Origin of the sequence: Streptomyces sp. NPDC029674, assembly GCF_044903205.1 — a bacterium.
GTDB lineage: Bacteria > Actinomycetota > Actinomycetes > Streptomycetales > Streptomycetaceae > Streptomyces.
In genome coordinates, this window is the sequence record NZ_JBJDPY010000006.1 from 205,931 (window position 1) to 230,373 (window position 24,443).

General features: G+C 71.7%; 18 protein-coding genes. 5 read left to right on the forward strand and 13 right to left on the reverse strand.

The annotated features are described in order from the left end of the window. Positions 1-74: 74 nt before the first annotated feature. From ACI2L3_RS16540 to ACI2L3_RS16555, 4 genes are all read right to left on the reverse strand, one after another. On the reverse strand, positions 75-1,850 hold the full coding sequence (locus ACI2L3_RS16540; protein ID WP_404753081.1) for a protein kinase: 1,776 nt from the start codon (positions 1,848-1,850) through the stop codon (positions 75-77). A 133-nt stretch (positions 1,851-1,983) separates the two neighbouring features. Beyond that, complete coding sequence (locus tag ACI2L3_RS16545) at positions 1,984-3,567, reverse strand: serine/threonine-protein kinase (protein ID WP_404753082.1); 1,584 nt, start codon at positions 3,565-3,567, stop codon at positions 1,984-1,986. 180 nt (positions 3,568-3,747) lie between these two features. Beyond that, positions 3,748-6,174, reverse strand: a complete 2,427-nt coding sequence (locus ACI2L3_RS16550; RefSeq protein WP_404753083.1) for a protein kinase — start codon at positions 6,172-6,174, stop codon at positions 3,748-3,750. 152 nt (positions 6,175-6,326) lie between these two features. Beyond that, on the reverse strand, positions 6,327-8,393 hold the full coding sequence (locus ACI2L3_RS16555; protein ID WP_404753084.1) for a serine/threonine-protein kinase: 2,067 nt from the start codon (positions 8,391-8,393) through the stop codon (positions 6,327-6,329). Positions 8,394-8,540: 147 nt separating this feature from the next. On the opposite strand from ACI2L3_RS16555, the gene ACI2L3_RS16560 reads away from it, so the two are divergent. Continuing rightward, positions 8,541-9,677, forward strand: a complete 1,137-nt coding sequence (locus tag ACI2L3_RS16560; RefSeq protein ID WP_404753085.1) for a serine hydrolase domain-containing protein — start codon at positions 8,541-8,543, stop codon at positions 9,675-9,677. A 27-nt stretch (positions 9,678-9,704) separates the two neighbouring features. On the opposite strand, the gene ACI2L3_RS16565 is transcribed toward ACI2L3_RS16560, so the two are convergent. Further along, positions 9,705-11,414: a glycerol-3-phosphate dehydrogenase/oxidase gene (locus ACI2L3_RS16565; RefSeq protein WP_404753086.1), complete on the reverse strand. Its 1,710-nt coding sequence runs from the start codon at positions 11,412-11,414 to the stop codon at positions 9,705-9,707. Between the two features lie 227 nt (positions 11,415-11,641). On the opposite strand from ACI2L3_RS16565, the gene ACI2L3_RS16570 reads away from it, so the two are divergent. Beyond that, a complete protein-coding gene (locus ACI2L3_RS16570) occupies positions 11,642-12,895 on the forward strand; it encodes a nucleotide sugar dehydrogenase (RefSeq protein ID WP_362993409.1) in 1,254 nt (417 codons plus the stop codon). 62 nt (positions 12,896-12,957) lie between these two features. Here the strand turns inward: ACI2L3_RS16570 and ACI2L3_RS16575 are convergent, their stop codons facing one another. The 4 genes from ACI2L3_RS16575 to ACI2L3_RS16590 form a co-directional block, all read right to left on the reverse strand. After that, on the reverse strand, positions 12,958-14,082 hold the full coding sequence (locus tag ACI2L3_RS16575; protein ID WP_362993411.1) for a GuaB3 family IMP dehydrogenase-related protein: 1,125 nt from the start codon (positions 14,080-14,082) through the stop codon (positions 12,958-12,960). Between the two features lie 114 nt (positions 14,083-14,196). Continuing rightward, positions 14,197-15,714 (reverse strand): IMP dehydrogenase, encoded by a 1,518-nt coding sequence (gene guaB, locus ACI2L3_RS16580; RefSeq protein WP_404753087.1) that lies wholly within the window; start codon positions 15,712-15,714, stop codon positions 14,197-14,199. Between the two features lie 115 nt (positions 15,715-15,829). Beyond that, positions 15,830-16,405 carry a sigma-70 family RNA polymerase sigma factor gene (locus tag ACI2L3_RS16585; protein WP_055563244.1) on the reverse strand — a complete coding sequence of 192 codons (576 nt, stop codon included), beginning with the start codon at positions 16,403-16,405 and terminating at the stop codon, positions 15,830-15,832. 245 nt (positions 16,406-16,650) lie between these two features. Further along, the gene (locus ACI2L3_RS16590; RefSeq protein WP_003948568.1) at positions 16,651-17,262 is read right to left on the reverse strand and encodes a response regulator transcription factor; all 612 of its coding nucleotides are present in this window, start codon (positions 17,260-17,262) and stop codon (positions 16,651-16,653) included. Between the two features lie 390 nt (positions 17,263-17,652). On the opposite strand from ACI2L3_RS16590, the gene ACI2L3_RS16595 reads away from it, so the two are divergent. Further along, a complete protein-coding gene (locus tag ACI2L3_RS16595) occupies positions 17,653-17,982 on the forward strand; it encodes a WhiB family transcriptional regulator (protein ID WP_404753088.1) in 330 nt (109 codons plus the stop codon). A 65-nt stretch (positions 17,983-18,047) separates the two neighbouring features. Here ACI2L3_RS16595 and ACI2L3_RS16600 read toward each other — a convergent pair whose 3' ends face one another. Next, on the reverse strand, positions 18,048-18,944 hold the full coding sequence (locus ACI2L3_RS16600) for a LysR family transcriptional regulator (RefSeq protein WP_404753089.1): 897 nt from the start codon (positions 18,942-18,944) through the stop codon (positions 18,048-18,050). Positions 18,945-19,024: 80 nt separating this feature from the next. Here ACI2L3_RS16600 and ACI2L3_RS16605 point away from each other — a divergent pair, with 80 nt between their 5' ends. Further along, complete coding sequence (locus tag ACI2L3_RS16605) at positions 19,025-19,696, forward strand: MOSC domain-containing protein (protein WP_404753090.1); 672 nt, start codon at positions 19,025-19,027, stop codon at positions 19,694-19,696. Positions 19,697-19,705: 9 nt separating this feature from the next. Further along, positions 19,706-20,479 (forward strand): SDR family NAD(P)-dependent oxidoreductase, encoded by a 774-nt coding sequence (locus ACI2L3_RS16610; protein ID WP_404753091.1) that lies wholly within the window; start codon positions 19,706-19,708, stop codon positions 20,477-20,479. Between the two features lie 392 nt (positions 20,480-20,871). Here ACI2L3_RS16610 and groL read toward each other — a convergent pair whose 3' ends face one another. The 3 genes from groL to ACI2L3_RS16625 form a co-directional block, all read right to left on the reverse strand. Beyond that, entirely contained in the window at positions 20,872-22,500 is a 1,629-nt protein-coding gene (gene groL, locus ACI2L3_RS16615) for a chaperonin GroEL (protein ID WP_404753092.1), read from the reverse strand. A 113-nt stretch (positions 22,501-22,613) separates the two neighbouring features. Continuing rightward, positions 22,614-22,922, reverse strand: a complete 309-nt coding sequence (groES, locus tag ACI2L3_RS16620; RefSeq protein WP_006347174.1) for a co-chaperone GroES — start codon at positions 22,920-22,922, stop codon at positions 22,614-22,616. 521 nt (positions 22,923-23,443) lie between these two features. Further along, the gene (locus ACI2L3_RS16625; protein ID WP_404753093.1) at positions 23,444-24,370 is read right to left on the reverse strand and encodes a polysaccharide deacetylase family protein; all 927 of its coding nucleotides are present in this window, start codon (positions 24,368-24,370) and stop codon (positions 23,444-23,446) included. Positions 24,371-24,443: the final 73 nt, after the last annotated feature.

Genomic DNA, 24,443 nt, shown 5'->3' on the forward strand with positions numbered 1-24,443 from the left:
TCACTATCGTGTCGGGCCCCCTCGATTCCAGCCAGGCCGCCCATTGTGACCGGGGTGATGCACGCCGGGTGAGGTCACCGGCGTACGAACGTGTCCACCGCCGCGTCGAAGTACCGCCGTGCCTGCCCCGCGTCCGCGGCCGGCGCCGAGACCCACACGTCGAACCTCCGGCGGCCCTCCTCCCAGCACAGGTCGAGCGTGCGCCGGCCGCCCTTCTCCTCGCTGTAGCCGTCCCAGGTGTACTCCCAGAGGGCGGCGGGCCTGCCGTTGCGCGTGGTCTCCGTGACCCTGCTGTCGCGGTAGCCGGGGCTGTTGCGCGGGCCCTCGGCGTCGGCGCGGCGCTGCGCTGCGAGCGGGCCGCCGGGCTCGGAGGACGCCTCTTTTATGCCGATGCGGTAGGTCCCGTCGGGCGAGACGTAGAAGACGCGGGGGCCGTCCGCCTGGCGGCGGAAGCCTTCGGGGACGGCGAGCGCGAAGCCCCTGGGGTCCTTCGCGATGCGGTAGCCCTGGGGGGCCTCGGGCGACGACGGCCTGGGCGTGCGCGTCGTCACGGTGACCGTGGGGGTCGGCGAGGCGTGTGTGGCGGAGGAGGACGGCGTGGCCGGTGTGCCACCGCCGTCGCCGCCCCGGCCCAGCAGGAGCGCGGCGGAGACGCCCGCGCCCGTGAGGGCGGCCACCAGCGCGGCGGCGACCATGAACGCCCGGCCGTGCCGCTCCGGCTTCACGAGCCCCGCCGCGGCCTGGCTCGCGAGGAGCTCCCGCTCGGCGGGGGTCTGGACGCCGCGCCCCGGCCGCCGCCCCAACCTCCCCACCCCTGCCGGCCTCCCCGATAAGCCCGACCGCCCGGATCGCCCCTGAAGACTCGACAGCCCGGAACGCCCCGTCCGCCCCGCCCGCCCCGGAAGACCCGCCAGCCCTGACAGCCCCGCCCGCCCCGGAAGCCCCGGCAGCCCGGACCCGGGTCTCTCCCGCACCGCCGCCGGCATCCGCCCCGTCTCGACGTACGCCCGCAGCAGCCCCTCGACCTCGGCCGCGTCGAGCCGCCGGGCCGGATCGCGGTCGAGGAGGCCGAGCACCACCGGCAGCAGCGGCGCGGCGGCCGCGGGCGGGCGGATGTCGTCGTAGACGACCGCGTGCAGGACGCCGCCGATGGAGTCGCGGCGGAACGGCGACTCGCCGCTCACCGCGGTGACCAGCAGCGCGCCGAGCGACCACAGGTCCGACTCGGGCCCCGTCCGCTCCCCCGCCATCCGCTCCGGCGCGGTGTACTCGGGCGAACCCACGAACGACCCGACCTCCGTCAGCGTCGTCGCCCCGGTGAGCTGCGCGATCCCGAAGTCGGTGAGCACGACGCGGCCCGTCGCCCGCTCCAGGAGTACGTTGGCGGGCTTGAGGTCACGGTGCAGGATGCCCGCCTCGTGCGCGGTGCGCAGCGCCCCGACCAGGTCGATGCCCATGCGGGCGACGGCGTGCGCGTCCAGCGGCCCACCCCGCGCGATCCGCCCGGCCAGCGAACCGCCCTCGATCAACTCCATCACTATGTACGGCTGCTCGTCCTGCACGACGACGTCGTGGACGACGATGACGTGCGGGTGCCGCAGCTGCGCCACCGCCCGCGCCTCGCGCAGCGTCCGCTCGCGCTGCTGCTCCGCCTCGGCGTCGGACAGCGTCTCGTCGCGCGCCAGTTCCTTGACCGCGACCTGGCGTCCCAGGAGCAGATCGGTGGCACGCCACACGACCCCCATGCCGCCCCGGCCGAGCCGCGCCTCGAGGCGGTAACGGCCCGCGATCACACGGGCGTTGCCCTCACCGGTACCTGCCCCACCGGCGTGGTCTCCCAGGCTCCCCATGCGGCCATCATGCCCCACACGTGTGCGAACGGAATGGGGCGGAGCGAGCGCGGGGCCGGTTCCGGCCGCCGCCACGGCTCGACACGGCCTCACCAGGGCCCACCACGGGCTCACCAGTGGTGAGCGCGGGCGCTCAGCGCTCCCGCCACCCCCGGAGCATCGCGTCGAACTGCTCCCGCGTGGTGTCCCAGCCCGCTGCCGGGGCGGACATGTACAGCACGTACTCGACACCGTCACGGCTGAGATACGTCTGCGAGATGGCCCGGCGCGGCCCCGCGGTCGTGTCGTTCGCGCCGGCCTTCCAGCTGAACTCCCAGAGCGAGCCCGACTGATCCCTAAACGTGTTCGAGTTGAGCTCAAGGCGCCGGTACTGGGGAAGTTTGACCCGCAGGTTCTTCTCCAGGGACAACTGATGCGCGTACGAGCTCTCGTACTGCGGATTCTTCTCGACGGCGACGCGCAGGAACCGGCGGCCGCCGTCGGGCGTGTAGTCGATCTGGTTGCCGTTCACCTCGCGCTTCCACTCCTTGGGCAGCATGAGGCTGAAGCCCTCGGGGTCGTTCACCCGCCGCCAGTCGTCGGGGATGCCGCCCACCGCCGTGCCCTGGTCGCCGTTCGACTGCTTCTGCGTGCCGTCGGCGAAGTGCACGTACCCCAGGACGCCACCGCCGCCGAGCAGCGCGGCCACCACGACGAGGGCGACGATCGCGGGCCAGCGGCGGCGCTCGCGCGAGGGCTGCCCCTGCCCGCCGACGACGGTGAGGACGTCGTGGCCGGTGGGAGTGGGAGTGGGGGTGGGAGTAGGGGTGGGAGTGGAGGGAGGGGCGTAGGTAAGGGTGCCGGGGGTCTGGGAGTGCGTCTGCGTCGGCACGTACGCCTGCGCGTGCTGCGGGCGCCGCCCCTCCGCGGCCTCCGCCAGCATCTGTTCGGCCTCTTCGGCGGAGGGCCGGGTCTCCGGGTCCTTGCGCAGCAGCGCACTGATCACGGGTGCGAGGACTCCCGCGTGCCGGGGCGGCGCGGGCTCCTCCGTGACCACGGCCTGCATGGTGCCGAGCGGTGACGTGCGCCGGAAGGGCGAGAAGCCCTCGACCGCCGTGTACAGCGTGGCGCCGAGCGCCCACAGGTCGGAGGCCGGGCCGGGGTTGCCGCCGCTGACGCGCTCGGGCGCCAAGTAGTCGACCGAGCCGACGACTTCACCGGTCCGCGTGATCGTGGAGTCGCCCTCGATCGCGGCGATGCCGAAGTCGGTGAGCAGGATGCGCCGGTCGTCGGCGAGCAGGACGTTGCCGGGTTTGACGTCGCGGTGCAGGACGCCGGCGGCGTGCGCGGCGCGCAGGGCCTTCAGGGTCCACAGGCCGATTCGGGCGGCCTCGACGGGCTCGACGCGGTCGTCGTCCTTGACGGCGTCCGCCAGCGAACGGCCCTCGACCAGCTCCATCACGATCCAGGGCCGGTCGTCGTACTGGATGACGTCGTGCACGGTGACCACGGCGGGGTGGTTGATGCGGGCGGCGGCCCGCGCCTCGGTCTGCGTCCGCGCGAAGAGGACGGCGCGGTCGGCCTCCTGCACGAACTGCGCGGCCGTCAGTTCCTTGACGGCGACGGCACGGTGCAGCACCTCGTCCTGCGCGCGCCACACCCGTCCCATGCCACCGCGGCCGATGGACTCGGCGAGTCGGTAGCGGCCCGCGAGGAGCAGGCCCTGCGTCTGGTTCACGTTCCCCCGCAATGGTCTTGTCAGGGCCAGGTTAGGGAGCGGGAAGCGCGCAGGGAACCACAGGGGGCCTTGAGAGACCGCACTGTGACGCATGCCGTTCATGTCCGGAGTGCCGGAATCGGCCTCGATGGCTGCGCGCCGGCGTCCTCGGCCGGTCGCCTCGCGCCTCAGCCGGTGGCCTCAGCCCGTGACCCGGTAGGTGGCCGAAGCCTGCTCGTACAGCCGCGTCACCTCGTCCCGCTCCGCCTCCGGCCCGCGCACCTGCACCACGTGGTACTTCCCGCCGACGACCATCGCGAGATTGCGTACGAAGACCTCGCGGCCCGCCGAGTCCTGCCAGGTGAACTGCCCCTCCGCCATGGCCCGCCCGCCGACGTCGATGCGGCGCATGCCGCTGGAGGTCGCCCAGGAGGAGTCACGGAACGGCTGCAGCTCGCGCTCGTCCTCGCGCTGGTACTTCATGGGGTCGCTGCCGTAGCCGTCCGTGGTGTCGCGGCCCGGCACGACCAGCAGCTCGAAGCCCGCGTGGGTGTAACGGACCTGGCCGCGGCCGTTCTTCGGCTGCCGGTCCCAGCCGTTGGCGACGGCGACGTGGAAGCCCTCGGGGTCCTTGCGGAGGGTGAACCCCTGCGGCAGGTCGGGGTTGGTGGTCTGCGGCTCCTGCGAACCGGGGCTCTCGCCGTTCTCCTCTTTGTCCCTCTCCTCTTTGTCTCTCTCCTCTTTGTCCTTCTCCTCTTTGTCCTTCTCGTCTTGGTCCTTGCCGTCGCCGGGTCCGCCGGTCGCCTCCGGGGCCGAGCTGACCTCGCCCGCCGTCCCCGCCCGGTCGCCCGACGCCCCGTCATCCGCCTTGGGCATGAACACCATGGCGTACACGACGGCCGCGGCGAGCCCGACCAGGATGGCGATCAGCAGCAGCCGCCCGAGCGAACGGGGCCGCGCCGGACCACGGTCCTGCCGCGGCACGCGGGCGGCGGGCCCCTTGCCGCGCTTGTGCCGCCCGTGCCCCTGGCTGTCCCGCGTTTCGGTGGTGGCCGCGACGCCCCGCCGCTTGCGTACGACCTCGCCGCGGCGGCGTACGACGGGCAGCCGGCCCGCGTCGTACGGCGGCACCGGCACGACGTGCGCCCCGGCCTCCGGCTCCGGCGCGGACCGCACCAGCGAACGCAGCCAGCCGCTCAGCTCCTCGAAGTCGAGGCGTTCGGTGGGGTCCTGACGCAGCAGCGACTCGACCACGGGACGCAGCGGGCCGCACTCCTCGGCGAAGGCGGGCGGCTCGGCGCAGACGAGCTGGACGAGTTCGGCCGCGCTGTCCTCCGGGTACGGCGCGTGTCCCTGCACGGCGCGGAAGAGCAGCGCTCCCAGGGCCCACAGGTCGGTGGAGGGGCCTATCGGCGCGGCCAGCCGCCAGTTCTCGTGCACGGGCCCGGCCTGTTCGGGCGCCCACCGCTCGGTGACGGCCCCGACGACGACCATGCGGGCGTGCCGGGCGCGCTCGGCGGCCAGGGCGGTGGAAGGACCGCGCGACGGCGCTCCGTCAGCCGCGCCGTCGTCCCAGCCTCCGCGCACGCCGCCGCGCTCGTTCTCGTAGGTGTCCCGCCGCGGGCCCGCGCTCGGCTCCCCGCTCAGGTCCGCGTTCGGGTCCGCCTCGTCGCGTGCCGCCGGGATGCCCTTCCGCGGTACCGCGCCGTGCCAGGGGGGTTGCCTGCCCGCCACGCCGTACGGGTCCGGTATCTGCCCGGTCGGCCGGGGCCCGCGGCCCCCGGCGTCGTCTTCGGTCACCCGCGCCGCGGCCCTCGCTCCCGCGCGGTACGCCGCGACCGCGCCCGAGTGTCCGGTCCCCGCGCGCCCGGCGGACTCGGGCGCCGGGGCCAGTTCCGCGTCCCCGGTTCCGTACGCCCCCGCGCCCGGCGCGCCCCCGTGCTCCGCCACATTGCCGACCGATCCGGCCGACCCTGCCGCCTCGCCCGCCTCGACGGGCCGCGGGTCGTACCCGCAGAGCGCGTCCTCCGCCGCGCCCGCCGCCAGGCCCGTCAGCATCACCCGGCCGTCGTCGCAGATCAGCACGGTCCGCGCGGTGATGTTCCGGTGCACCCAGCCGTGCGCGTGCAGGACGCGCAGCGCCGCGAGGACGTCCGCCGCGACCTCGGCGGCCCGGTACGGGCTCAGCGGCCGGTCCGCGAGGAGCGCCGCCAGTGGCCGGGCCGCCACCAACTCGCTGACTATCCACAGCGAGCCGCCCTCCGCGAACACGTCGAAGACCTGGTCGAGCCGTGGGTGGTCCGGTATCTGCGCGGCGGTCTGCGCCGCCTCGATGGCGCGCCGCACCGCGGGCTCGGGCGGCCTGCGCGTCGTCCGCGCCCCGGCCCGCCGCACCCCGGCCCCGCCGACCGCACCGGCCCGGGCATGCGGCGTGAAGCCGTCGGGCAGGTCCGGCCGCTCGTCGAGCATCTCCGCGTCGACGATCTCGGGCAGCGGCACCTGCCGGACGAGGACTTCCTGCCCGCTGTACGTGTCGAAGGCGCGTGACTCGGCGAGTTCGTACTCGTCGGAGGGCGGCAGCGGCAGGCGGTAGCGGTCGGCGAGCACCCGACCCGCGTAGTCGTCCACGATGCCTTCCCCGTCCGCCCGGTGGTCAAATCCGTTCGTCTTGCGGCCCGTTGCGGCTGCGTACGGTCCGCAAGCACTCACGATACGTGCCGTGGGCGAACCGCAATGAGGGGATACGAGATATCAGCTCACGACTTCGGTCAGGACTTCGGTCAGGACTTCGGCTCGAACGTCCTTGTGAACGTCCGCCACGCGCCGCGCCGCTCCTCGCTGCCCCAGTCGTCGGCCTTGGCGGTGTACATGATCCCGTAGCCCAGCCCGCCGTTGACGACGAAGCCGCGGTCGATGGACCGGTACTTGGTCCCGCCCTCCACGTAGGTGAACTCCCAGTCGGCCGTGTTCCAGCCGCGGAAGCCGACCTTCTCGATCCGGATCCGGTCGTACTGCGGCCGGACCATGTAGTTCTCCTGGTTCTTCCAGTCGCTGACCGGGTTGTCCTTGGGAGTGGTGGTCCAGCCGATCAGGAGCTTCTGCCCGTTGGGCCCACCGAAGCGCGCGCCCGCCCGGCCCGTGGACTGGTACTTCCACCCCTTCGGAAGGCCGATCTCGAAGCCCTGGGCGTGCTTGTACGTCGACTCGGCGCCGTCCTCCGGCTTCTTGCCCTCGTCCGGGTCCTTGTCGGCCTTGTCGGACTCGTCCTTGCCGGGGTCGTTCCCCTTGCCCTCGTCCGGCTCCGGGCTCTTTTCCTTGCTCTGGTCGTCGCCGGTACCGGTGCCCTTGTCCGCTTCCTTGCCCGCGTCCTTGTCGGCCTCGCCCTGTCCGCCGCCACCGGCGGTCGCCCCGCTGGACGCGGCCTTGTCGCCGCCCTTGTTGTCCTTGCCGGAGCTGTCGTCGCCCGAGAACGCGAAGGCGAGCACCGTGCCGAGCACGGCGAGCACGGCCACCACGGACACGATGACCAGCGTCCGCCGCGGCACCACGTCGGTGATCGACGCCTTGGGCGGGACCCGCGGCGGCGCGCCCCGGCCGTTGGCCGGCGAGCCGACGGACGTGGGCGCCGAGTGGGAAGAGGCCGGCCCTTGGCCGCGCTCGGGGGCGGCCGGAGCCGTCGTGGTCGCCTTCCGCACCGACTGAAGGGCACCCTTCAGCCGGTCGGCGACCTCCTCGGCCTTACGCGCGGCTGCCCCGGTGGAACCACCGGCCCCGGCGGTCCCGTCGGCCCCGACAGGAGCGGCCGAACCGGCGGCACCACCCGAAACACCGGCCGCGCCCGCCGCACCGGCACCTGCGGCCGCACCGGTGGCCTTCGTGGCCCTCCCGGGCTTCGTGAGCCGCGTGGACCTGGGCGTCTTCGGTGCCTTCGGCGGCGCGGGCGGCAGCGGCACGACCTTGGTCGCCTCCACCGGCTCCGGCGCCACCTTGGCCTGCGGCGCGTGGATGACGTCCATGAGGAGCGCCCGCGCTCCCGCGTCGTCGAGCCGCTGCTCCGGGTCCTTGGCGAGCAGGCCGTAGATGACCTTCTCCAACGGACCGGCGTTCACCGGCTGTTCGACGTCCTCGGTCATCACCGCGGTGAGGGTCGCGATGGCCGACCCCTTGTCGTACGGGGGCACGCCCTCCACTGCCGCGTACAGCAGGCCGCCCAGCGACCACAGGTCGGCGGCGGGGCCCGGCTTGTGCCCGCGGGCGCGCTCCGGCGAGATGTACGACGGAGCGCCGACGAGCATGCCGGTGGAGGTGATCGACGGGTCGCCCTCGACCTGCGCGATGCCGAAGTCCGTCAGCACGACGCGGCCGTCCTCGGCGATCAGCACGTTCGACGGCTTCACGTCGCGGTGCAGGATGCCCTCGCGGTGCGCGGACCGCAGCACGTCGAGAACGGCGAGGCCGACCTCGGCCGCCCGTCGCGGCGTGAGCGTCCCGTCCTCGCGGATCGCCTCGGCGAGCGACTTGCCCTCGACCAGCTCCATCACGATCCACGGGCGGTCGTCCTCGTCGACCACGTCGTAGACGGTCACTGCGCTGGTGTTGCGGATCCGCGCGATCGCCTTCGCCTCACGCAACGTACGCGTGATGAGGCGGCGCTTCTCCTCCTCGTCGATGCTCGAGGGGAACCGCAGCTCCTTCACCGCGACCGTACGGCCAAGGGTCTCGTCCTTGGCGCGCCAGACGGTGCCCATGCCGCCGCGGCCGAGCACCTCTCCCAGCCGGTACCGGCCGGCGAGGAGACGTTGGCTCTTGTCCCGACGGGCGTCACCCGTCTGCTCCGCGTCCGACATGCGTCCCCTCTGCTGCTACCGCTGCTACCCGAGCAACCCGCCCTGACAGAGCCTTCATTGTCCCTTACCCGGGGACCGGCCGGCGCCCAGGGTCCACCGACCCCCGTCCCGTCCCCCATGATGGACCGCGCACGAGGAGGGACCGCCATGCCGACACAGCGTTCAATACCGGCCATCCTCCTGGCCGCAACGCTCATCAGCCTGGCGGCAGGCCGGCCGCAACCCGCGGCACCGGCCACGGACCTCACTCTTCCGCTGCTCACCACCCGGGGCAAGGCCCCGGCCGCCGCGCTCCTGAGCCGCGCACAACCCGAACCACCCCCAGGCGCACGCACCCTACGCCACCAGGCAACCTCCGCGTCAGTGCGTCAGTCCACGGCAAGGCGGGCAGAGCGCCCCGTACTGCCCCACATTCACTTCGCCCGCACCGGCCCCTCCCTCTCCCGCTCCGACCACTTCCGGGTGGGCAGCATCACGAAGACATTCATCGCGACCGTCGTCCTCCAACTCGCCGCGGAACACCGTCTGTCCCTGTCCGACCCGGTTGAGCTCCATCTGCCCGGACTCGTACGCGGACCGGGCGTCGACGGCCGTTCTCTCACCCTGCGCGCCCTGCTCACCCACACCAGCGGCCTCTACGACTTCACCGCCGACACCAAAGGCACCGCCCCCGTCACTCCGGCCCGAGCGGTCCGCACCGCCCTGGCCCACCCGGCGGCCCCCAACGGCCGCTGGGCGTACTCGAACACGAACTACGTCGTCCTCGGCATGGTCATCGAACGCGTCACCGGCAACTCGTACGCCACCGAAGCCGAACGCCGCATCCTCGCCCCCCTCCGCCTCACCGGCACCCTGTTCCCCGGCGCCCGCACCTCGCTTCCCCCGCCCCACGGCCGCGCGTACACGAGCGACGGCCGGGACGTCACCTCGCTCGATCCCCGGGTCGCCGGTGCGGCGGGTGAACTGATCTCCACCCTCGCCGACCTGAACCGCTTCTACGCCGCCCTGCTCTCCGGCCGGCTCCTGCCCCCTCCTCTCCTGCGCCACATGCTCAACACCCGCACCGCGCACGGCCACTACGGCATGGGCCTCTACCCGCAACGGCTCCCCTGCGGCACCACGGTCTGGGGTCACAGCGGCCGCATCACCGGCAGCTACGTCCGCACCGCGGCCACCCGCGACGGCCGACGGGTCGTCACTTTCCGCATCAACACGGACAAGCTGGCCGACCCGGGCCTGGAACGCGCTCTTCTGACCGCCGAGTTCTGCCCCCGCGCGCCCTGACCCTCAGATCCCCCCCAGCTCTCCGCCCTAGCCGAGCGGAACGATGTCCGGCGCGCCGAGCCGTGCCGCGTCCGCCGTCAGGTCGTCCGGCTGCCGCTGCGATTCACGCTCGGCCTCCACCCGCTTCTCGTAGTGCTGCACCTCCCGCTCGATCTGGTCCTTGTCCCAGCCGAGAACGGGTGCCATCAACTCGGCGCACTCCCTGGCACTGCGCGTGCCGCGGTCGAACGTCTCGATCGAGATACGGGTCCGGCGCGTCAGGACGTCGTCGAGGTGGCGTGCGCCTTCGTGCGAGGCGGCGTAGACCACCTCGGCGCGGAGGTAGTCGTCGGCCCCCGGCAGCGGCTTGCCCAGCTCCGGGTCCGCGGTGATGAGGTCGAGCACTTCCTCGGCCATCGAGCCGTACCGGTTCAACAGGTGCTCCACGCGCACCACATGAAGGCCCGTCCGGGCGGCGATCCTCGCGCGGGCGTTCCACAGCGCCTTGTACCCCTCGGCGCCGACGAGGGGGATGTCCTCCGTGACGCAGTCGGCGACGCGCTGGTCCAGGCCGTGCACCGCCTCGTCGACGGCGTCCTTGGCCATCACGCGGTACGTCGTGTACTTGCCGCCCGCGACGACCACCAGGCCCGGCGCCGGATGCGCGACCGTGTGCTCGCGGGACAGCTTGCTCGTGGCGTCCGACTCGCCGGCGAGCAGGGGCCGCAGCCCGGCGTACACCCCCTGGACGTCGTCGCGGGAGAGCGGCACCGCGAGCACCGAGTTCACATGCTCCAGGAGGTAGTCGATGTCGGCGCTGGAAGCGGCCGGGTGGGCCTTGTCGAGGTCCCAGTCCGTGTCGGTCGTGCCGACGATCCAGTGCCGTCCCCACGGGATGACGAAGAGGACGCTCTTCTCGGTGCGCAGGATCAGCCCGGTGGTCGCGTTGATCCGGTCCTTGGGCACGACCAGGTGGATGCCCTTGGACGCGCGGACGTGGAACTGGCCGCGCTCGCCCACCATCGCCTGGGTGTCGTCCGTCCACACACCGGTCGCGTTGACCACCTGCTTGGCGCGGATCTCGTACTCCCCGCCGCCCTCCACGTCCTGCACCTTGGCGCCGACGACACGCTCGCCCTCGCGCAGGAAGCCGGTGACCTTCGCGCGGTTGGCGACCTTCGCGCCGTACGCCGACGCGGTGCGGACCAGGGTGGCCACGTAGCGCGCGTCGTCCATCTGGGCGTCGTAGTACTGCATCGCGCCGACCAGCGCGTCCTTCTTCAGGCACGGGGCGACGCGCAGGGCGTGGCGGCGCGTCAGGTGACGGTGCATGGGGAGGCCGCGGCCGTGGCCGCGCGACATCGACATGGCGTCGTAGAGCGCGACGCCCGATCCCGCGTACAGCCTCTCCCAGCCCTTGTGCTGCAAGGGGTAGAGGAACGGCACGGGCTTCACGAGGTGCGGGGCGAGGCGCTCGAGGAGCAGGCCGCGCTCCTTCAAAGCCTCCCGCACGAGCGCGAAGTCGAGCATCTCCAGATAGCGGAGCCCGCCGTGGATCAGCTTGCTCGACCGGCTCGACGTGCCGGAGGCCCAGTCCCGCGCCTCGACGAGGCCGGTGGACAGTCCGCGGGTCACCGCGTCGAGTGCCGTCCCCGCGCCGACCACGCCCGCGCCGACGACCAGGACGTCCAGCTCCCGGTCGGCCATTCCCGCAAGTGACTCGGCACGCTGCGCCGGCCCAAGTGTCGCTGTCCTCACCGCTGCCTCCCGTTGAGATCGGGTGTGGTCGGACTCACATCATGCCCAGATTTCTCCGTCGCCCGCTGAACGCGACCCCAGCCTGTGGACAACACTCCGGAGCTCCACGCGGTGCAATACCGCAAATCGGTCATATTTACTCCTAGTCTGACATTGCGCTGGTCCGCCTTGTCCACAGGGCTTGCGCACTCGTCCCGGTCCGGCTATTGGGAGGACGGCCCACCGCCATGCCCGCAGATCTCGCTGTCATCGGCCTCGGCCACCTCGGCCTGCCCCTCGCCCAGGCCGCCGTTTCCGGCGGCATCGCCACCATCGGCTACGACCCCGTCCGCGCCGCCGACCTGGCCGGCGGCCGGCTGCCCTGCGACGGCGCCGAAGGCACCCTCACCGCCGCCGACGTCCGCCGGATGCTCTCGGGGGGCTTCCGGCCGACCGTCAACCCGGCCGAGCTCGGCCGGGTCCGCACCGCCGTCATCTGCGCCCCCACTCCACCCGCCGCGGACCGCTCGCTCGACCTCGGTCAGGTGGCCGAGGCGGCCCGTGCCCTCGCCGCACGGCTGCGCCCGCACACCACGGTGATCCTGGAGTCACCCGCGTACCCGGGGACCACGGAGGAATTCCTCCGTCCGATCCTCGAGTCGGGCTCCGGTCTGCGGGCGGGCCGCGACTTCCACCTCGCGTACTCCCCCGGCCGCCTCGACCCCGGCAACCGCACCCACGGCTACGCCGGCACCCCCAAGGTCATCGGCGGCCTCACCCCGGCCTGCACCGAATCGGCCGCCGCCTTCTACGGCCGCCTCACCGACAAGGTCGTCCGCGCCCGGGGCCCCCGCGAGGCCGAGACCGTGCACCTCCTGGAGACCAACTACCGGCACGTGAACATGGCCCTCGTCAACGAGATGGCGGTCCTCTGCCACGACCTCGGCATCGACCTGTGGGACGTCATCCGCTGCGCCGAGACCAAGCCCTTCGGCTTCCAGGCCTTCCGCCCCGGGCCCGGCGTCGGCGGCCACGGCGTCCCCCTGGACATCCCGAACCCGTCCCGCGGCGTCCGCCCCCTGCGCATGGTCGAACTGGCCCAGCAGGTCAACGACCGCATGCCGCAGTACGTCATCCAGCGCTCCGCGACCCTGCTCAACGAACACGGCAAGTCCGCGCGCGGCGCCCGCGTCCTGCTCCTCGGCGTCACCTACAAGCCCGACCTCGCCGACCAGCAGGGCGCGCCCGCACAGGAGGTGGCGACCCGCCTCATGGAGCTCGGCGCCGCCGTCAGCTACCACGACCCCTACGTGCCCAGCTGGAGCGTGCTCGGCCGCCCCGTCCCGCGCGCGGACTCCCTCTACGAGGCGGCGGCCGACGCCGACCTCACGATCCTGCTCCAGCACCACCGCACGTACGACCTCCAGGGACTCGCGGTGAAGGCACAGCTCCTGCTCGACACGAGGGGCGCCACTCCGGCGGGCGCGGCACACCGGCTGTGACGCTCCGGAACGACGGAAAGGGCCCCGGTACGTAGTACCGGGGCCCTTCCGTGTGCGTTGCGTCAGCGCTTGTGCTGCGAGTCCGCGACCGTCACCTCGACGCGCTGGAACTCCTTGAGCTCGCTGTAGCCCGTGGTGGCCATGGCGCGGCGCAGCGCTCCGAAGAAGTTCATCGAGCCGTCCGGGATGTGCGACGGTCCTGTGAGGATCTCCTCGGTGGTGCCGACCGTGCCCAGGTCGACCTTCTTGCCGCGCGGCACGTCCTCGTGGACGGCCTCCATGCCCCAGTGGTGGCCCTTGCCGGGCGCGTCCGTGGCGCGGGCCAGCGGGGAGCCCACCATCACGGAGTCGGCGCCGCACGCGATGGCCTTGGGCAGGTCGCCGGACCAGCCCACGCCGCCGTCGGCGATGACGTGCACGTACCGGCCGCCGGACTCGTCCATGTAGTCCCGGCGGGCGGCCGCGACGTCGGCGACGGCGGTGGCCATCGGGACCTGGATGCCCAGGACGTTGCGCGTGGTGTGCGCGGCGCCGCCGCCGAAGCCGACCAGGACGCCCGCGGCGCCGGTGCGCATCAGGTGCAGGGCGGCGGTGTACGTGGCGCAGCCGCCGACGATGACCGGGACGTCCAGCTCGTAGATGAACTGCTTCAGGTTCAGCGGCTCCGCGGCGCCGGAGACGTGCTCGGCGGAGACGGTGGTGCCGCGGATCACGAAGATGTCGACGCCGGCGTCCACGACGGCCTTGGAGAACTCCGCGGTGCGCTGCGGCGAGAGCGCGGCGGCGGTGACGACGCCCGCGTCGCGCACCTCCTTGATGCGCTGCCCGATGAGGTCGGCCTTGATCGGGGCCGCGTAGATCTCCTGGAGGCGCCGGGTGGCGGTCTCCGAGTCCAGCTCGGCGATCTCGTCGAGCAGCGGCTGCGGGTCCTCGTACCGCGTCCAGAGGCCCTCGAGGTTGAGGACGCCGAGGCCGCCCAGCTCACCGATGCGGATGGCGGTCTGCGGGGAGACCACGGAGTCCATCGGGGCCGCCAGGAAGGGCAGCTCGAAGCGGTAGGCGTCGATCTGCCACGCGATCGAGACCTCCTTCGGGTCGCGGGTGCGCCGGCTCGGTACGACGGCGATGTCGTCGAAGGCGTACGCGCGGCGGCCGCGCTTGCCGCGCCCGATCTCGATCTCAGTCACGTTGTGGGGCCTTTCCCTCTTGGTCTGCCTGTCCAGTATCCCCGACGCACACGGAAGGGGCGGCCCCGGTTGATTCCGGGACCGCCCCTCCACGCGCGCGTGGAGCGCAGGAGACTACTTCGTACGGCTGTAGTTCGGCGCCTCGACCGTCATCTGGATGTCGTGCGGGTGGCTCTCCTTGAGCCCCGCGGACGTGATGCGGACGAAGCGGCCGTTGGCCTGGAGCTCGGGGACGGTGCGTCCGCCCACGTAGAACATCGACTGGCGCAGTCCGCCCACCAGCTGGTGGACGACCGCCGAGAGCGGGCCGCGGTAGGGCACCTGGCCCTCGATGCCCTCGGGCACCAGCTTCTCGTCGGAGGCGACGCCCTCCTGGAAGTAGCGGTCCTTGGAGAAGGACTTGCGCTCGCCGCGGGTCTGCATCGCGCCCAGCGAACCCATGCCGCGGTACGACTTGAACTGCTTGCCGTTGATGAACATCAGCTCACCCGGGGACTCCTCGCAGCCGGCGAGGAGCGAGCCCAGCATGACCGTGTCCGCGCCGGCGACGAGCGCCTTGGCGATGTCTCCGGAGTACTGCAGGCCACCGTCGCCGATGACCGGGACACCGGCCTCCTTGGCGGCGAGCGACGCTTCGTAGATGGCCGTTACCTGCGGTACGCCGATACCGGCGACGACGCGCGTGGTGCAGATGGAGCCGGGGCCGACGCCGACCTTGATGCCGTCCACACCGGCGTCGATGAGCGCCTTGGCGCCCTCGCGGGTGGCGATGTTGCCGCCGATGACGTCCACGCGCGGGGCGTCCGACTTGATCTTGGCGACCATGTCGCCGACCAGCCGGGAGTGGCCGTGCGCGGTGTCGACGACGATGAAGTCGACGCCCGCGGCGACGAGGGCCTGGGCGCGCTCGAAGGCGTCGCCCGCGACACCCACGGCGGCGCCGACGAGGAGGCGGCCCTCGCCGTCCTTGGCGGCGTTCGGGTACTTCTCGGCCTTCACGAAGTCCTTGACCGTGATGAGGCCCTTGAGGATGCCCGCGTCGTCGACCAGCGGCAGCTTCTCGATCTTGTGGCGGCGCAGCAGCTCCATGGCGTCCACGCCGGAGATGCCGACCTTGCCGGTGACCAGCGGCATCGGCGTCATGACCTCGCGGACCTGCCGGCTGCGGTCGTTCTCGAAGGCCATGTCACGGTTGGTGACGATGCCGAGCAGCTTGCCGGCCGCGTCGGTGACCGGGACACCGCTGATGCGGAACTTCGCGCAGATCGCGTCGGCCTCGCCGAGCGTCGCGTCCGGGTGCACCGTGATCGGGTCGGTGACCATGCCGGACTCGGAGCGCTTCACCAGGTCGACCTGGTTGGCCTGGTCGGCGATGGAGAGGTTGCGGTGCAGCACGCCGACGCCGCCCTGGCGGGCCATGGCGATCGCCATGCGGGCCTCGGTGACCTTGTCCATGGCCGCGGAGAGCAGCGGGACGTTCACCCTGACGTTCTTGGAGACGAGCGAGGAAGTGTCGATCTGGTCGGGCGCCATGTCCGACGCGCCCGGCAGCAGCAGCACGTCGTCGTAGGTCAGCCCGAGTGTCGCGAATTTATCGGGCACCCCAGTCGAAGAACCGCCGTTTGCAGTCATGACACCTTCCCCAAATGGCCTTGATCGGTGCGGATGTCCATGCTAACGGGCTTCGCGGGTGTCTCATTCCACGATCAAGATCATCGAGCTTCTTTGTACGTTCGTACGTCAGTGCTCATTGCTCGGCGAGCGCCCGCAGACGGCTCAGCGCCCGGTGCTGCGCGACCCGCACCGCCCCGGGGGACATCCCCAGCATCTGACCGGTCTCCTCGGCCGTGAGGCCGACGGCGATGCGCAGGAGCAGCAGCTCGCGCTGGTTGTCCGGGAGGTTGGCGAGGAGCTTCTTGGCCCACTCCGCGTCGCTGCTGAGCAGCGCGCGCTCCTCGGGGCCGAGCGAGTCGTCGGGCCGCTCGGGCATCTCGTCGGAGGGCACGGCGGTGGAGCCGGGATGCCGCATCGCCGCGCGCTGCAGATCGGCCACCTTGTGGGCCGCGATCGCGAAGACGAAGGCTTCGAAGGGGCGCCCCGTGTCCTTGTAGCGCGGCAGCGCGAGGAGCACGGCGACACAGACTTCCTGCGCCAGGTCCTCCACGAAGTGCCGGGCGTCACCCGGCAGCCGGGACAGGCGGGTGCGGCAGTAGCGCAGCGCCAGGGGGTGCACGTGTGCCAGCAGGTCGTGCGTGGCCTGCTCGTCGCCCTCCACAGCGCGAAGAACGAGGGCACCGATCACCGTCGTCTTGTCATCGCGCATCGGTCCATGGTGCCTTGACGCCGACTGATCCGCGGCACCGCGTCCGTAGTTGTGCACTGAAGCGTTATGAGCAGGTGCGCCGGAACTCATCTCCTGCGCCCTCCCCTCCCGCTCGATCGACTCGTCCCCGAGGAACTCCACACCTCAAGGATGCGGCATCGGCGGCGAAACAAGCAGCCACGGGCGTCCGTCGCCCCGCCCACCAGGTGGCGGGCGGGGATCGCCGTCCCCCCGCGGCGGTGCACTCAGCGCACCAGACCCCAGCGGAAACCGAGCGCCACGGCGTGCGCGCGGTCCGAGGCGCCGAGCTTTTTGAAGAGGCGCCTGGCGTGCGTCTTCACCGTGTCTTCGGAGAGGAAGAGCTCACGCCCGATCTCCGCGTTCGACCGGCCGTGGCTCATGCCTTCGAGGACCTGGATCTCACGCGCGGTGAGGGTGGGCGCGGCGCCCATCTCGGCCGAGCGCAGTCTGCGCGGGGCGAGCCGCCACGTCGGGTCGGCGAGCGCCTGGGTGACGGTCGCGCGCAGCTCGGCGCGCGAGGCGTCCTTGTGCAGATAGCCGCGGGCACCGGCCGCGACCGCGAGTGCGACCCCGTCCAGGTCCTCGGCGACGGTGAGCATGATGATGCGCGCACCCGGGTCGGCGGACAGCAGCCGCCGGACGGTCTCCACACCCCCGAGACCGGGCATGCGTACGTCCATCAGAATCAGGTCCGAGCGGTCGGCGCCCCAGCGGCGGAGGACTTCCTCGCCGTTGGCCGCAGTCGTCACACGCTCCACGCCGGGCACGGTCGCGACCGCGCGGCGGAGCGCCTCTCGGGCAAGCGGGGAGTCGTCGCAGACGAGGACGGATGTCATGACTGTCCTCCGCGGCTCTCACAGCTGCTGCGCGTCACCTTGAGCCTCCAGGCTGGTACTTATTCGTCACCTGTGCGGTTGACGCTCTCGGACACCTGCCCGAGCGCTTGTTCTTTCAACCGCCTCCGCACTCTCAACGACGGTCACCCGAAAGAGTTACGGGGCAGTCAGCCACCTTCGGCACTCTACGTGAGGGCGCGGACACAGCGCAGAGCGCGCGGGAGACCCTCAACCTTTCATCACAAGCTATGCCCCATTTAGCGCCTTTTCTTCCCTTTTCCTGGTGTCTATGGCTAGATTCGCAATGAGTCATATTTTCATCTCCTTAGATAGTAGATGTACGGTCATCGGCACCGTATCCGCGTCAGAACGGCACCAAGGGGACCAGCAATGGCAGATTTCTCCCGCCTTCCCGGACCGAACGCAGATCTGTGGGACTGGCAGCTCCTCGCGGCCTGCCGCGGGGTCGACAGCTCGCTCTTCTTCCACCCGGAGGGCGAGCGGGGCGCGGCTCGCAGCGCACGCGAGAACTCCGCCAAGGAGGTCTGCATGCGGTGCCCGGTGCGGGCGGAGTGCGCCGCGCACGCGCTAGCGGTGCGCGAGCCGTACGGCGTGTGGGGCGGGCTGACCGAGGACGAGCGCGAAGAGCTCATGGGGCGGGCCCGCAACCGCCTGGTCACGGCGTCCGCGCCGACGGGCGGCACCGTGTCGCACGGCTGACGGAACAGCCGGCGGACCTACTGAAGGAACGTTTCTTCACAGAGGCGCCCCCGCAGGGGCGCCGATCAGCGGGACGCGGCCCGCGCGAGGTGGTCCAGCGTGGCGGCGACGGCCGGCACCTGCGCCAGATCCGGCAGCGTCAGCGCGACGATCTCCCGCTGCACGGCGGGCTCCACCGTCACTGTGCGTGCACCCTTGGGGCGCACCGACTCGATCGCGAGCTCGGGCAGCACCGCCACTCCCAGACCGGCGCCGACCAGACCGATCACCGCCGGATAGTCATCGGTCGCGAAGTCGATCCGGGGCACGAAGCCCGCGCTCTCGCAGACCTCCACCAGTTGCCTGCGGCAGCGGGGGCAGCCCGCGATCCACGACTCGTCCGCGAACTCCCCGATGGTGACCGATTCCGCGTCGGCGAGCCGGTGCCCCTCCGGCACGAGGCCGACGAGCCGGTCCGCGAGCAGCGGGCGCACGACGAGGTCGGCCCACTCCTCCGCCGCCGTCGCCCCTTCGTACCGGAACGCCAGCGCGACGTCGCAGTCGCCCTCGCGCAGCATCTCCACCGAGCGCGGCGGCTCGGCCTCCACGAGCGATACGCGCGTGCCGGGATGCGCGGCCCGCAGCGCCGCGAGGGCGCACGGGACGAGGGTGGAGCTGCCGCTGGGGAAGGAGACGAGCCGGACCCGGCCCGCGCGCAGCCCCGCGATCGCGGCGACCTCCTCCTCGGCGGCGGTGAGCCCGGCGAGGATGCCCGCCGCGTGCCGGACCAGGGCCTCGCCCGCCTGCGTCAGCCGCATCTCGCGGCCCGTACGGATCAGCAGTGGTGTGCCCGCCGAGGATTCGAGCGCCTTCATCTGCTGGCTGACGGCGGGCTGGGTGCAGCCGAGCTCGCGGGCCGCGGCCGAGAAGGAGCCGGTGGCGGCCACGGCGCGCAGGACACGGAGATGACGGGCCTCGATCATGCTTCGAGCATAAGCGACGCTTGGACATGTCGCGAAATATTCTGTCGCGCCTTTGAGGGCCGCTCACCTAGCCTGCTGTCATGGAGCTTCTCTCTGTCAACGTGGGCCGCCGCACGGCCGCCGAGTACACCAACGCGCCCTCCGGCCGCACCGGTATCGACAAGCGTCCGGTGCACGGCCCCGTGCGCGTGAGCGCGCCGGGCGCCAAGGGGGTCGGCGGGAGCGGCGTCGCCGGTGACGAGATCAGCGATCTGCGGCACCACGGCGGCAACGACCAGGCGGTGTACGCCTACGCCCGGGAGGACCTCGACCGGTGGGAGCGGACGCTGGGGCGGGTCCTGCCCGACGGCTCCTTCGGCGAGAACCTCACGACCTCCGGGGTCGACGTGAACGGCGCGAAGATCGGCGAGCGGTGGCGGATCGGCGCCGACCTGCTCCTCGAGGTGACGAGCGGACGCATTCCCTGCCGTACGTTCCAGGGCCACCTCGACGAGAAGGGCTGGGTCAAGCGGTTCACCGAGGGGGACGCTCCGGGCGCGTACCTGCGGGTGATCGAGCCGGGTGAGATCCGGGCCGGGGACCGCATCGAGATCGTGCACCGGCCGGAGCACGAGGTCACCGTCGGCCTCCAGTTCCGGGCCGTCACGACGGAGAAGGCGCTGCTGCCGCGGCTGCTCGCGGCGGGTGACGCGCTGCATCCCGAGACGGCCGAGCGCGCGCGCAGGTACCTGGCCGTTACGCGATCTCACTAGCCTTGGTCCATGACTACGGCTCTGATTACGGGATCTACCGCCGGCATCGGCGCCGCCTTCGCGCGGCGTCTCGCGGGTGACGGGCACAACCTCGTGCTGGTGGCTCGCGACACCAAGCGGCTGCGCGAACAGGCGACCGAGCTGCACGACCGGCACGGCATCGAGGCGGAGGTGCTCACGGCTGACCTGGCGACGGACGACGGCATCGAGGCCGTCGAGAAGCGGCTCTCCGACCGGCGGAACCCGGTCGACCTGCTGATCAACAACGCGGGGTTCGGCAACAAGGGCCGCTACCTGGAGGTGTCGCTCGAGGACGAGCTGACGATGCTCAAGGTGCACTGCGAGGCGGTGCTGCGGCTGACGTCGGCGGCGACGGCGTCGATGCGGGAGCGTGGCCGCGGCGGTGTCGTGAACGTCGCGTCCGTGGCGGCGTTCGTGCCGCGCGGGACGTACGGCGCGTCCAAGGCGTGGGTCGTGCAATTCACGCAGGGCGCGGCGAAGGATCTCGCCGGGTCCGGGGTGCGGCTCATGGCGCTGTGCCCCGGCTTCGTACGTACGGAGTTCCACCAGCGCGCCGGGATGGGCACGTCCAACATTCCCAACTGGATGTGGCTCGACGCGGACAAGCTGGTGGCTGTCGCCCTGGCCGACCTCGCCCGCGGCAAGACGCTGTCCGTGCCCGATCCGCGGTACAAGGCGCTGATGGGGGTGGTGAAGGTGACGCCGCGGAACCTGCTGGGTGGCGTCACGTCGCGGACGGGCCGCAAGTACGGGCCGCAGTAACTTCCCGTCGCCGGGTGCGGGTTGTCTCTGGCTGGTCGCGGGGGGGGGGGGGGGGGCGCGCGGGGGGGGGGGGGGGGGGGGGGGGGGGGGGGCCGCGCCCCCCCCCCCCCCCGGGGCCCCCCCCCCCCCCCCCCCCCCCCCCCCCGTACGNNNNGCGCCCGGCCCCAAAGTCCGGCCCGCAGAAACTACCCGCCGCGGGGGGGGGTTGGGCGCGGGGGGGGCCCCCCCCCCCCCCCCCCCACCGCGGGGCGCGGGGAACTGCGCGAGGACGGACCACGACCCGCAGTCGGCAACGGAGACCAGCCCGGCAGACGCGACCCCGAACAGGGCTGAGGCCCGGCTCTCCGTAAGGGAAGCCGGGCCTCAGTCACCGTTCAAGCCGAGCGCAGCGGTCAGTGGGAGTGACCGTGACCGTGGCCGTGGCCCGCGTCGGCCTCTTCCTCGGCCGGCTTCTCGACGACCAGGGTCTCGGTCGTGAGGAGCAGGGAGGCGATGGACGCGGCGTTCTCCAGGGCGGAGCGGGTGACCTTGACCGGGTCGATGACGCCGGCCTTGACCAGGTCGCCGTACTCACCGGTCGCGGCGTTGAAGCCGAAGCCCTTCTCGAGCTCGGCGACCTTCGAGGTGATGACGTAGCCCTCGAGGCCGGCGTTCTCGGCGATCCAGCGCAGCGGCTCGACGGCGGCGCGGCGGACGACGGCGACACCGGTGGCCTCGTCGCCCTCCTTGCCGAGGTTGCCCTCGAGGACCTTGACGGCGTGCACCAGAGCGGAGCCACCACCGGAGACGATGCCCTCCTCGACCGCGGCGCGGGTCGCGGAGATGGCGTCCTCCAGACGGTGCTTCTTCTCCTTCAGCTCCACCTCGGTGGCGGCGCCGACCTTGATGACGCACACGCCGCCGGCGAGCTTCGCGAGGCGCTCCTGGAGCTTCTCGCGGTCCCAGTCGGAGTCCGTGGCCTCGATCTCGGCCTTGATCTGGGCGACGCGGGCGTCGGCGTCGGCCTTGTTGCCGCCACCGTCGACGATCGTGGTGTCGTCCTTGGTGATGGTGACGCGGCGGGCGGTGCCGAGCACGTCAAGGCCGACCTGGTCGAGCTTGAGGCCGACCTCTTCGGCGATGACGGTGGCACCGGTGAGGGTGGCCATGTCGCCGAGCATCGCCTTGCGGCGGTCGCCGAAGCCGGGGGCCTTCACCGCGACGGCGTTGAAGGTGCCGCGGATCTTGTTCACGACCAGGGTCGACAGGGCCTCGCCCTCGACGTCCTCGGCGATGATCAGCAGCGGCTTCGAGGAGTTGGCCTGGATGACCTTCTCGAGCAGCGGCAGCAGGTCCTGGATCGACGAGATCTTGCCCTGGTGGATCAGGATGTACGGGTCGTCGAGGACGGCCTCCATACGCTCCTGGTCGGACACCATGTACGGCGACAGGTAGCCCTTGTCGAAGGCCATACCCTCGGTGAAGTCGAGCTCCAGGCCGAAGGTGTTGGACTCCTCGACGGTGATGACACCGTCCTTGCCGACCTTGTCCATCGCCTCGGCGATGAGCTCGCCGACCTGCGGGTCCTGGGCCGACAGACCGGCGACGGCCGCGATGTCGGCCTTGTCGTCGATCGGGCGGGCGGTGGCGAGGAGCTCCTCGGAGACGGCCGCGACGGCGGCGTCGATGCCCTTCTTCAGGGCGGCCGGGGAGGCGCCGGCGGCGACGTTGCGCAGGCCTTCCTTGACCAGGGCCTGGGCGAGCACGGTGGCGGTGGTGGTGCCGTCACCCGCGATGTCGTTGGTCTTGGTCGCCACCTCCTTCACCAGCTGGGCGCCGAGGTTCTCGTACGGGTCGTCGACCTCTACCTCGCGGGCGATGGTGACGCCGTCGTTGGTGATGGTCGGGGCGCCGAACTTCTTGTCGATGACGACGTTGCGGCCGCGGGGGCCGATCGTCACCTTGACCGTGTCGGCAAGCTTGTTGACGCCGCGCTCAAGGGCGCGACGGGCGTCCTCGTCGAACTTCAGGATCTTCGCCATGGGAGCGATTCAGCCCTCTCGAAAACTCGGTTGTAACGAACTACGCCCCTCGCCGCCCGGCAATCAGCGGGGTGACCAGGGGCGCAGCTCGGTAAGCAAATCTGCTGGGTGAATTACTTCTCGACGATCGCGAGCACGTCGCGGGCCGAGAGGACGAGGTACTCGTCGCCGTTGTACTTCACCTCGGTGCCGCCGTACTTGCTGTACAGCACGACATCGCCGACCTTCACGTCGAGCGGCAGGCGCTCGCCGTTCTCGAAGCGGCCCGGGCCCACGGCGAGGACAGCACCCTCCTGGGGCTTCTCCTTCGCGGTGTCCGGAATGACCAGGCCGGAGGCCGTGGTCTGCTCGGCGTCGAGCGGCTGGACCACAATGCGGTCCTCAAGCGGCTTGATGGCAACCTTGGAGCTGGCGGTCGTCACGATCCGGTCTCCCCCTTCGGAGATCTCACGGGGTTAAGAGTCTGAGGTGTGGCGACCAGGTGGATCCGTCGTCGCGGGTGCCGGACCTGCCCGTCGCTGTTGGCACTCTCCAGTGGGGAGTGCCAGAAGCGAGACTAGGACGCGGGTTAGCACTCGGTCAAGCGGAGTGCCAATCGGCTGCGCCGGGCTTTAGCGGATCGGGGGTTCGGGCACCCCTTCGGGGCAACGGGTTGCGGTCGTACGGGGTTCCCTGTCGGCGACAGGGGGACGCCTCGTTTGCTGTGGACCGGCACCGGGGGCTGTGCCCACCCGTTCCGCCCAGCGGAACGCCTGCCCACAGCGGTGGGCGTCCGGCCCTCCCGTGGCCGTGGGCTTGCGCGAGGGGAGCTTTTCCGCTGCCTTTCTGCCCAGTCTCTCGATCGGGTCCACCGATTCCGCGCAGCCCGTGAGGAGTGCGGGTGCGAGCGCTCCGTACAGGAGGGCCCCGGCGAGGAGGCGGTGGCGTGCTCGCGCCCGCGGGGTCACAGGTAGTCCTCCAGCCTGGCGACCGCGTACCCCTTGTTGGTGACGGTCTTCATGACGCGGCGGACCATGTCGGGCATGGTGCCCTTCCAGTCCTCGCGGCCCCGGAAATGCGTGAGGATGATGTCGCCGGGGTGCAGGTCCTTGTCCCACTCGCGCCACTCCATGTGGTCGGCGAAGGCCTCCGACGCCCAGAGGGGCACCGCCTTGATGCCGCAGGATTTGGCGGCGCGCAGGGTGTCCACGTTGTAGTTGCCGTACGGCGGGCGGAAGAGTTCGGGGCGTTTGCCGTAGCGCTTCTGGATGACGTCCTGCATGCCGCAGATCTCGCGGCGCTGCCCCTCGTACGAGAGTCCGGGCATGTAGTGGTGGTTGAGGGTGTGGTTGTTCAGGACGACGCCGCGGGACTGCATCTTCTTGAAGTAGGCGTAGTCCTCCTTGACGAGGTAGTCGCTGAGGAACGCGGTGTACGGGAGCCGCAGGTCGCTCATCATCCGCAGCAGCGCCGGGTCCTTCTCGGCGCCGTCGTCGATGGTCAGGAAGACGACCTTCTTCCGGGTGGGGATGGTCGTGAAGACCGGTGGCAGGCCCTCCTGGCCCTCGACCTCGAAGCCCTTGCGGGTGGTGATGCGGGGCTTGGTCCGGGGCGGCGGGGGCGCCGCCAGCGGGGTCTTGGCCAGACCCCAGCGCTTGGCGGCCGCGGCGCGCGCCAGCTGGGTGGTGGCGAGGTTGCGGGCGTAGGAGTCGAGGGCGCGGGCGGGCGGGGCCTTGAGCGGCTGCTGGCCGTGGGCCGGGTCCGCGCCGCCGAAGTCGCCTCCGGAGACGCATCCCGAGGCGATCGCCGTGACGGACAGGGCAGCCAGCAGGGCGCGCGCCTGATTCTTCCGTCTTCTGGCGGATTCTTCCTTTTGTCTTACTAGTTGCATGGCGCCGGATCCTCGCAGCTCACGGCCGTAGTGAGGGCCCGACACCGCCACCGGCCGCGCACCATCCACCGAC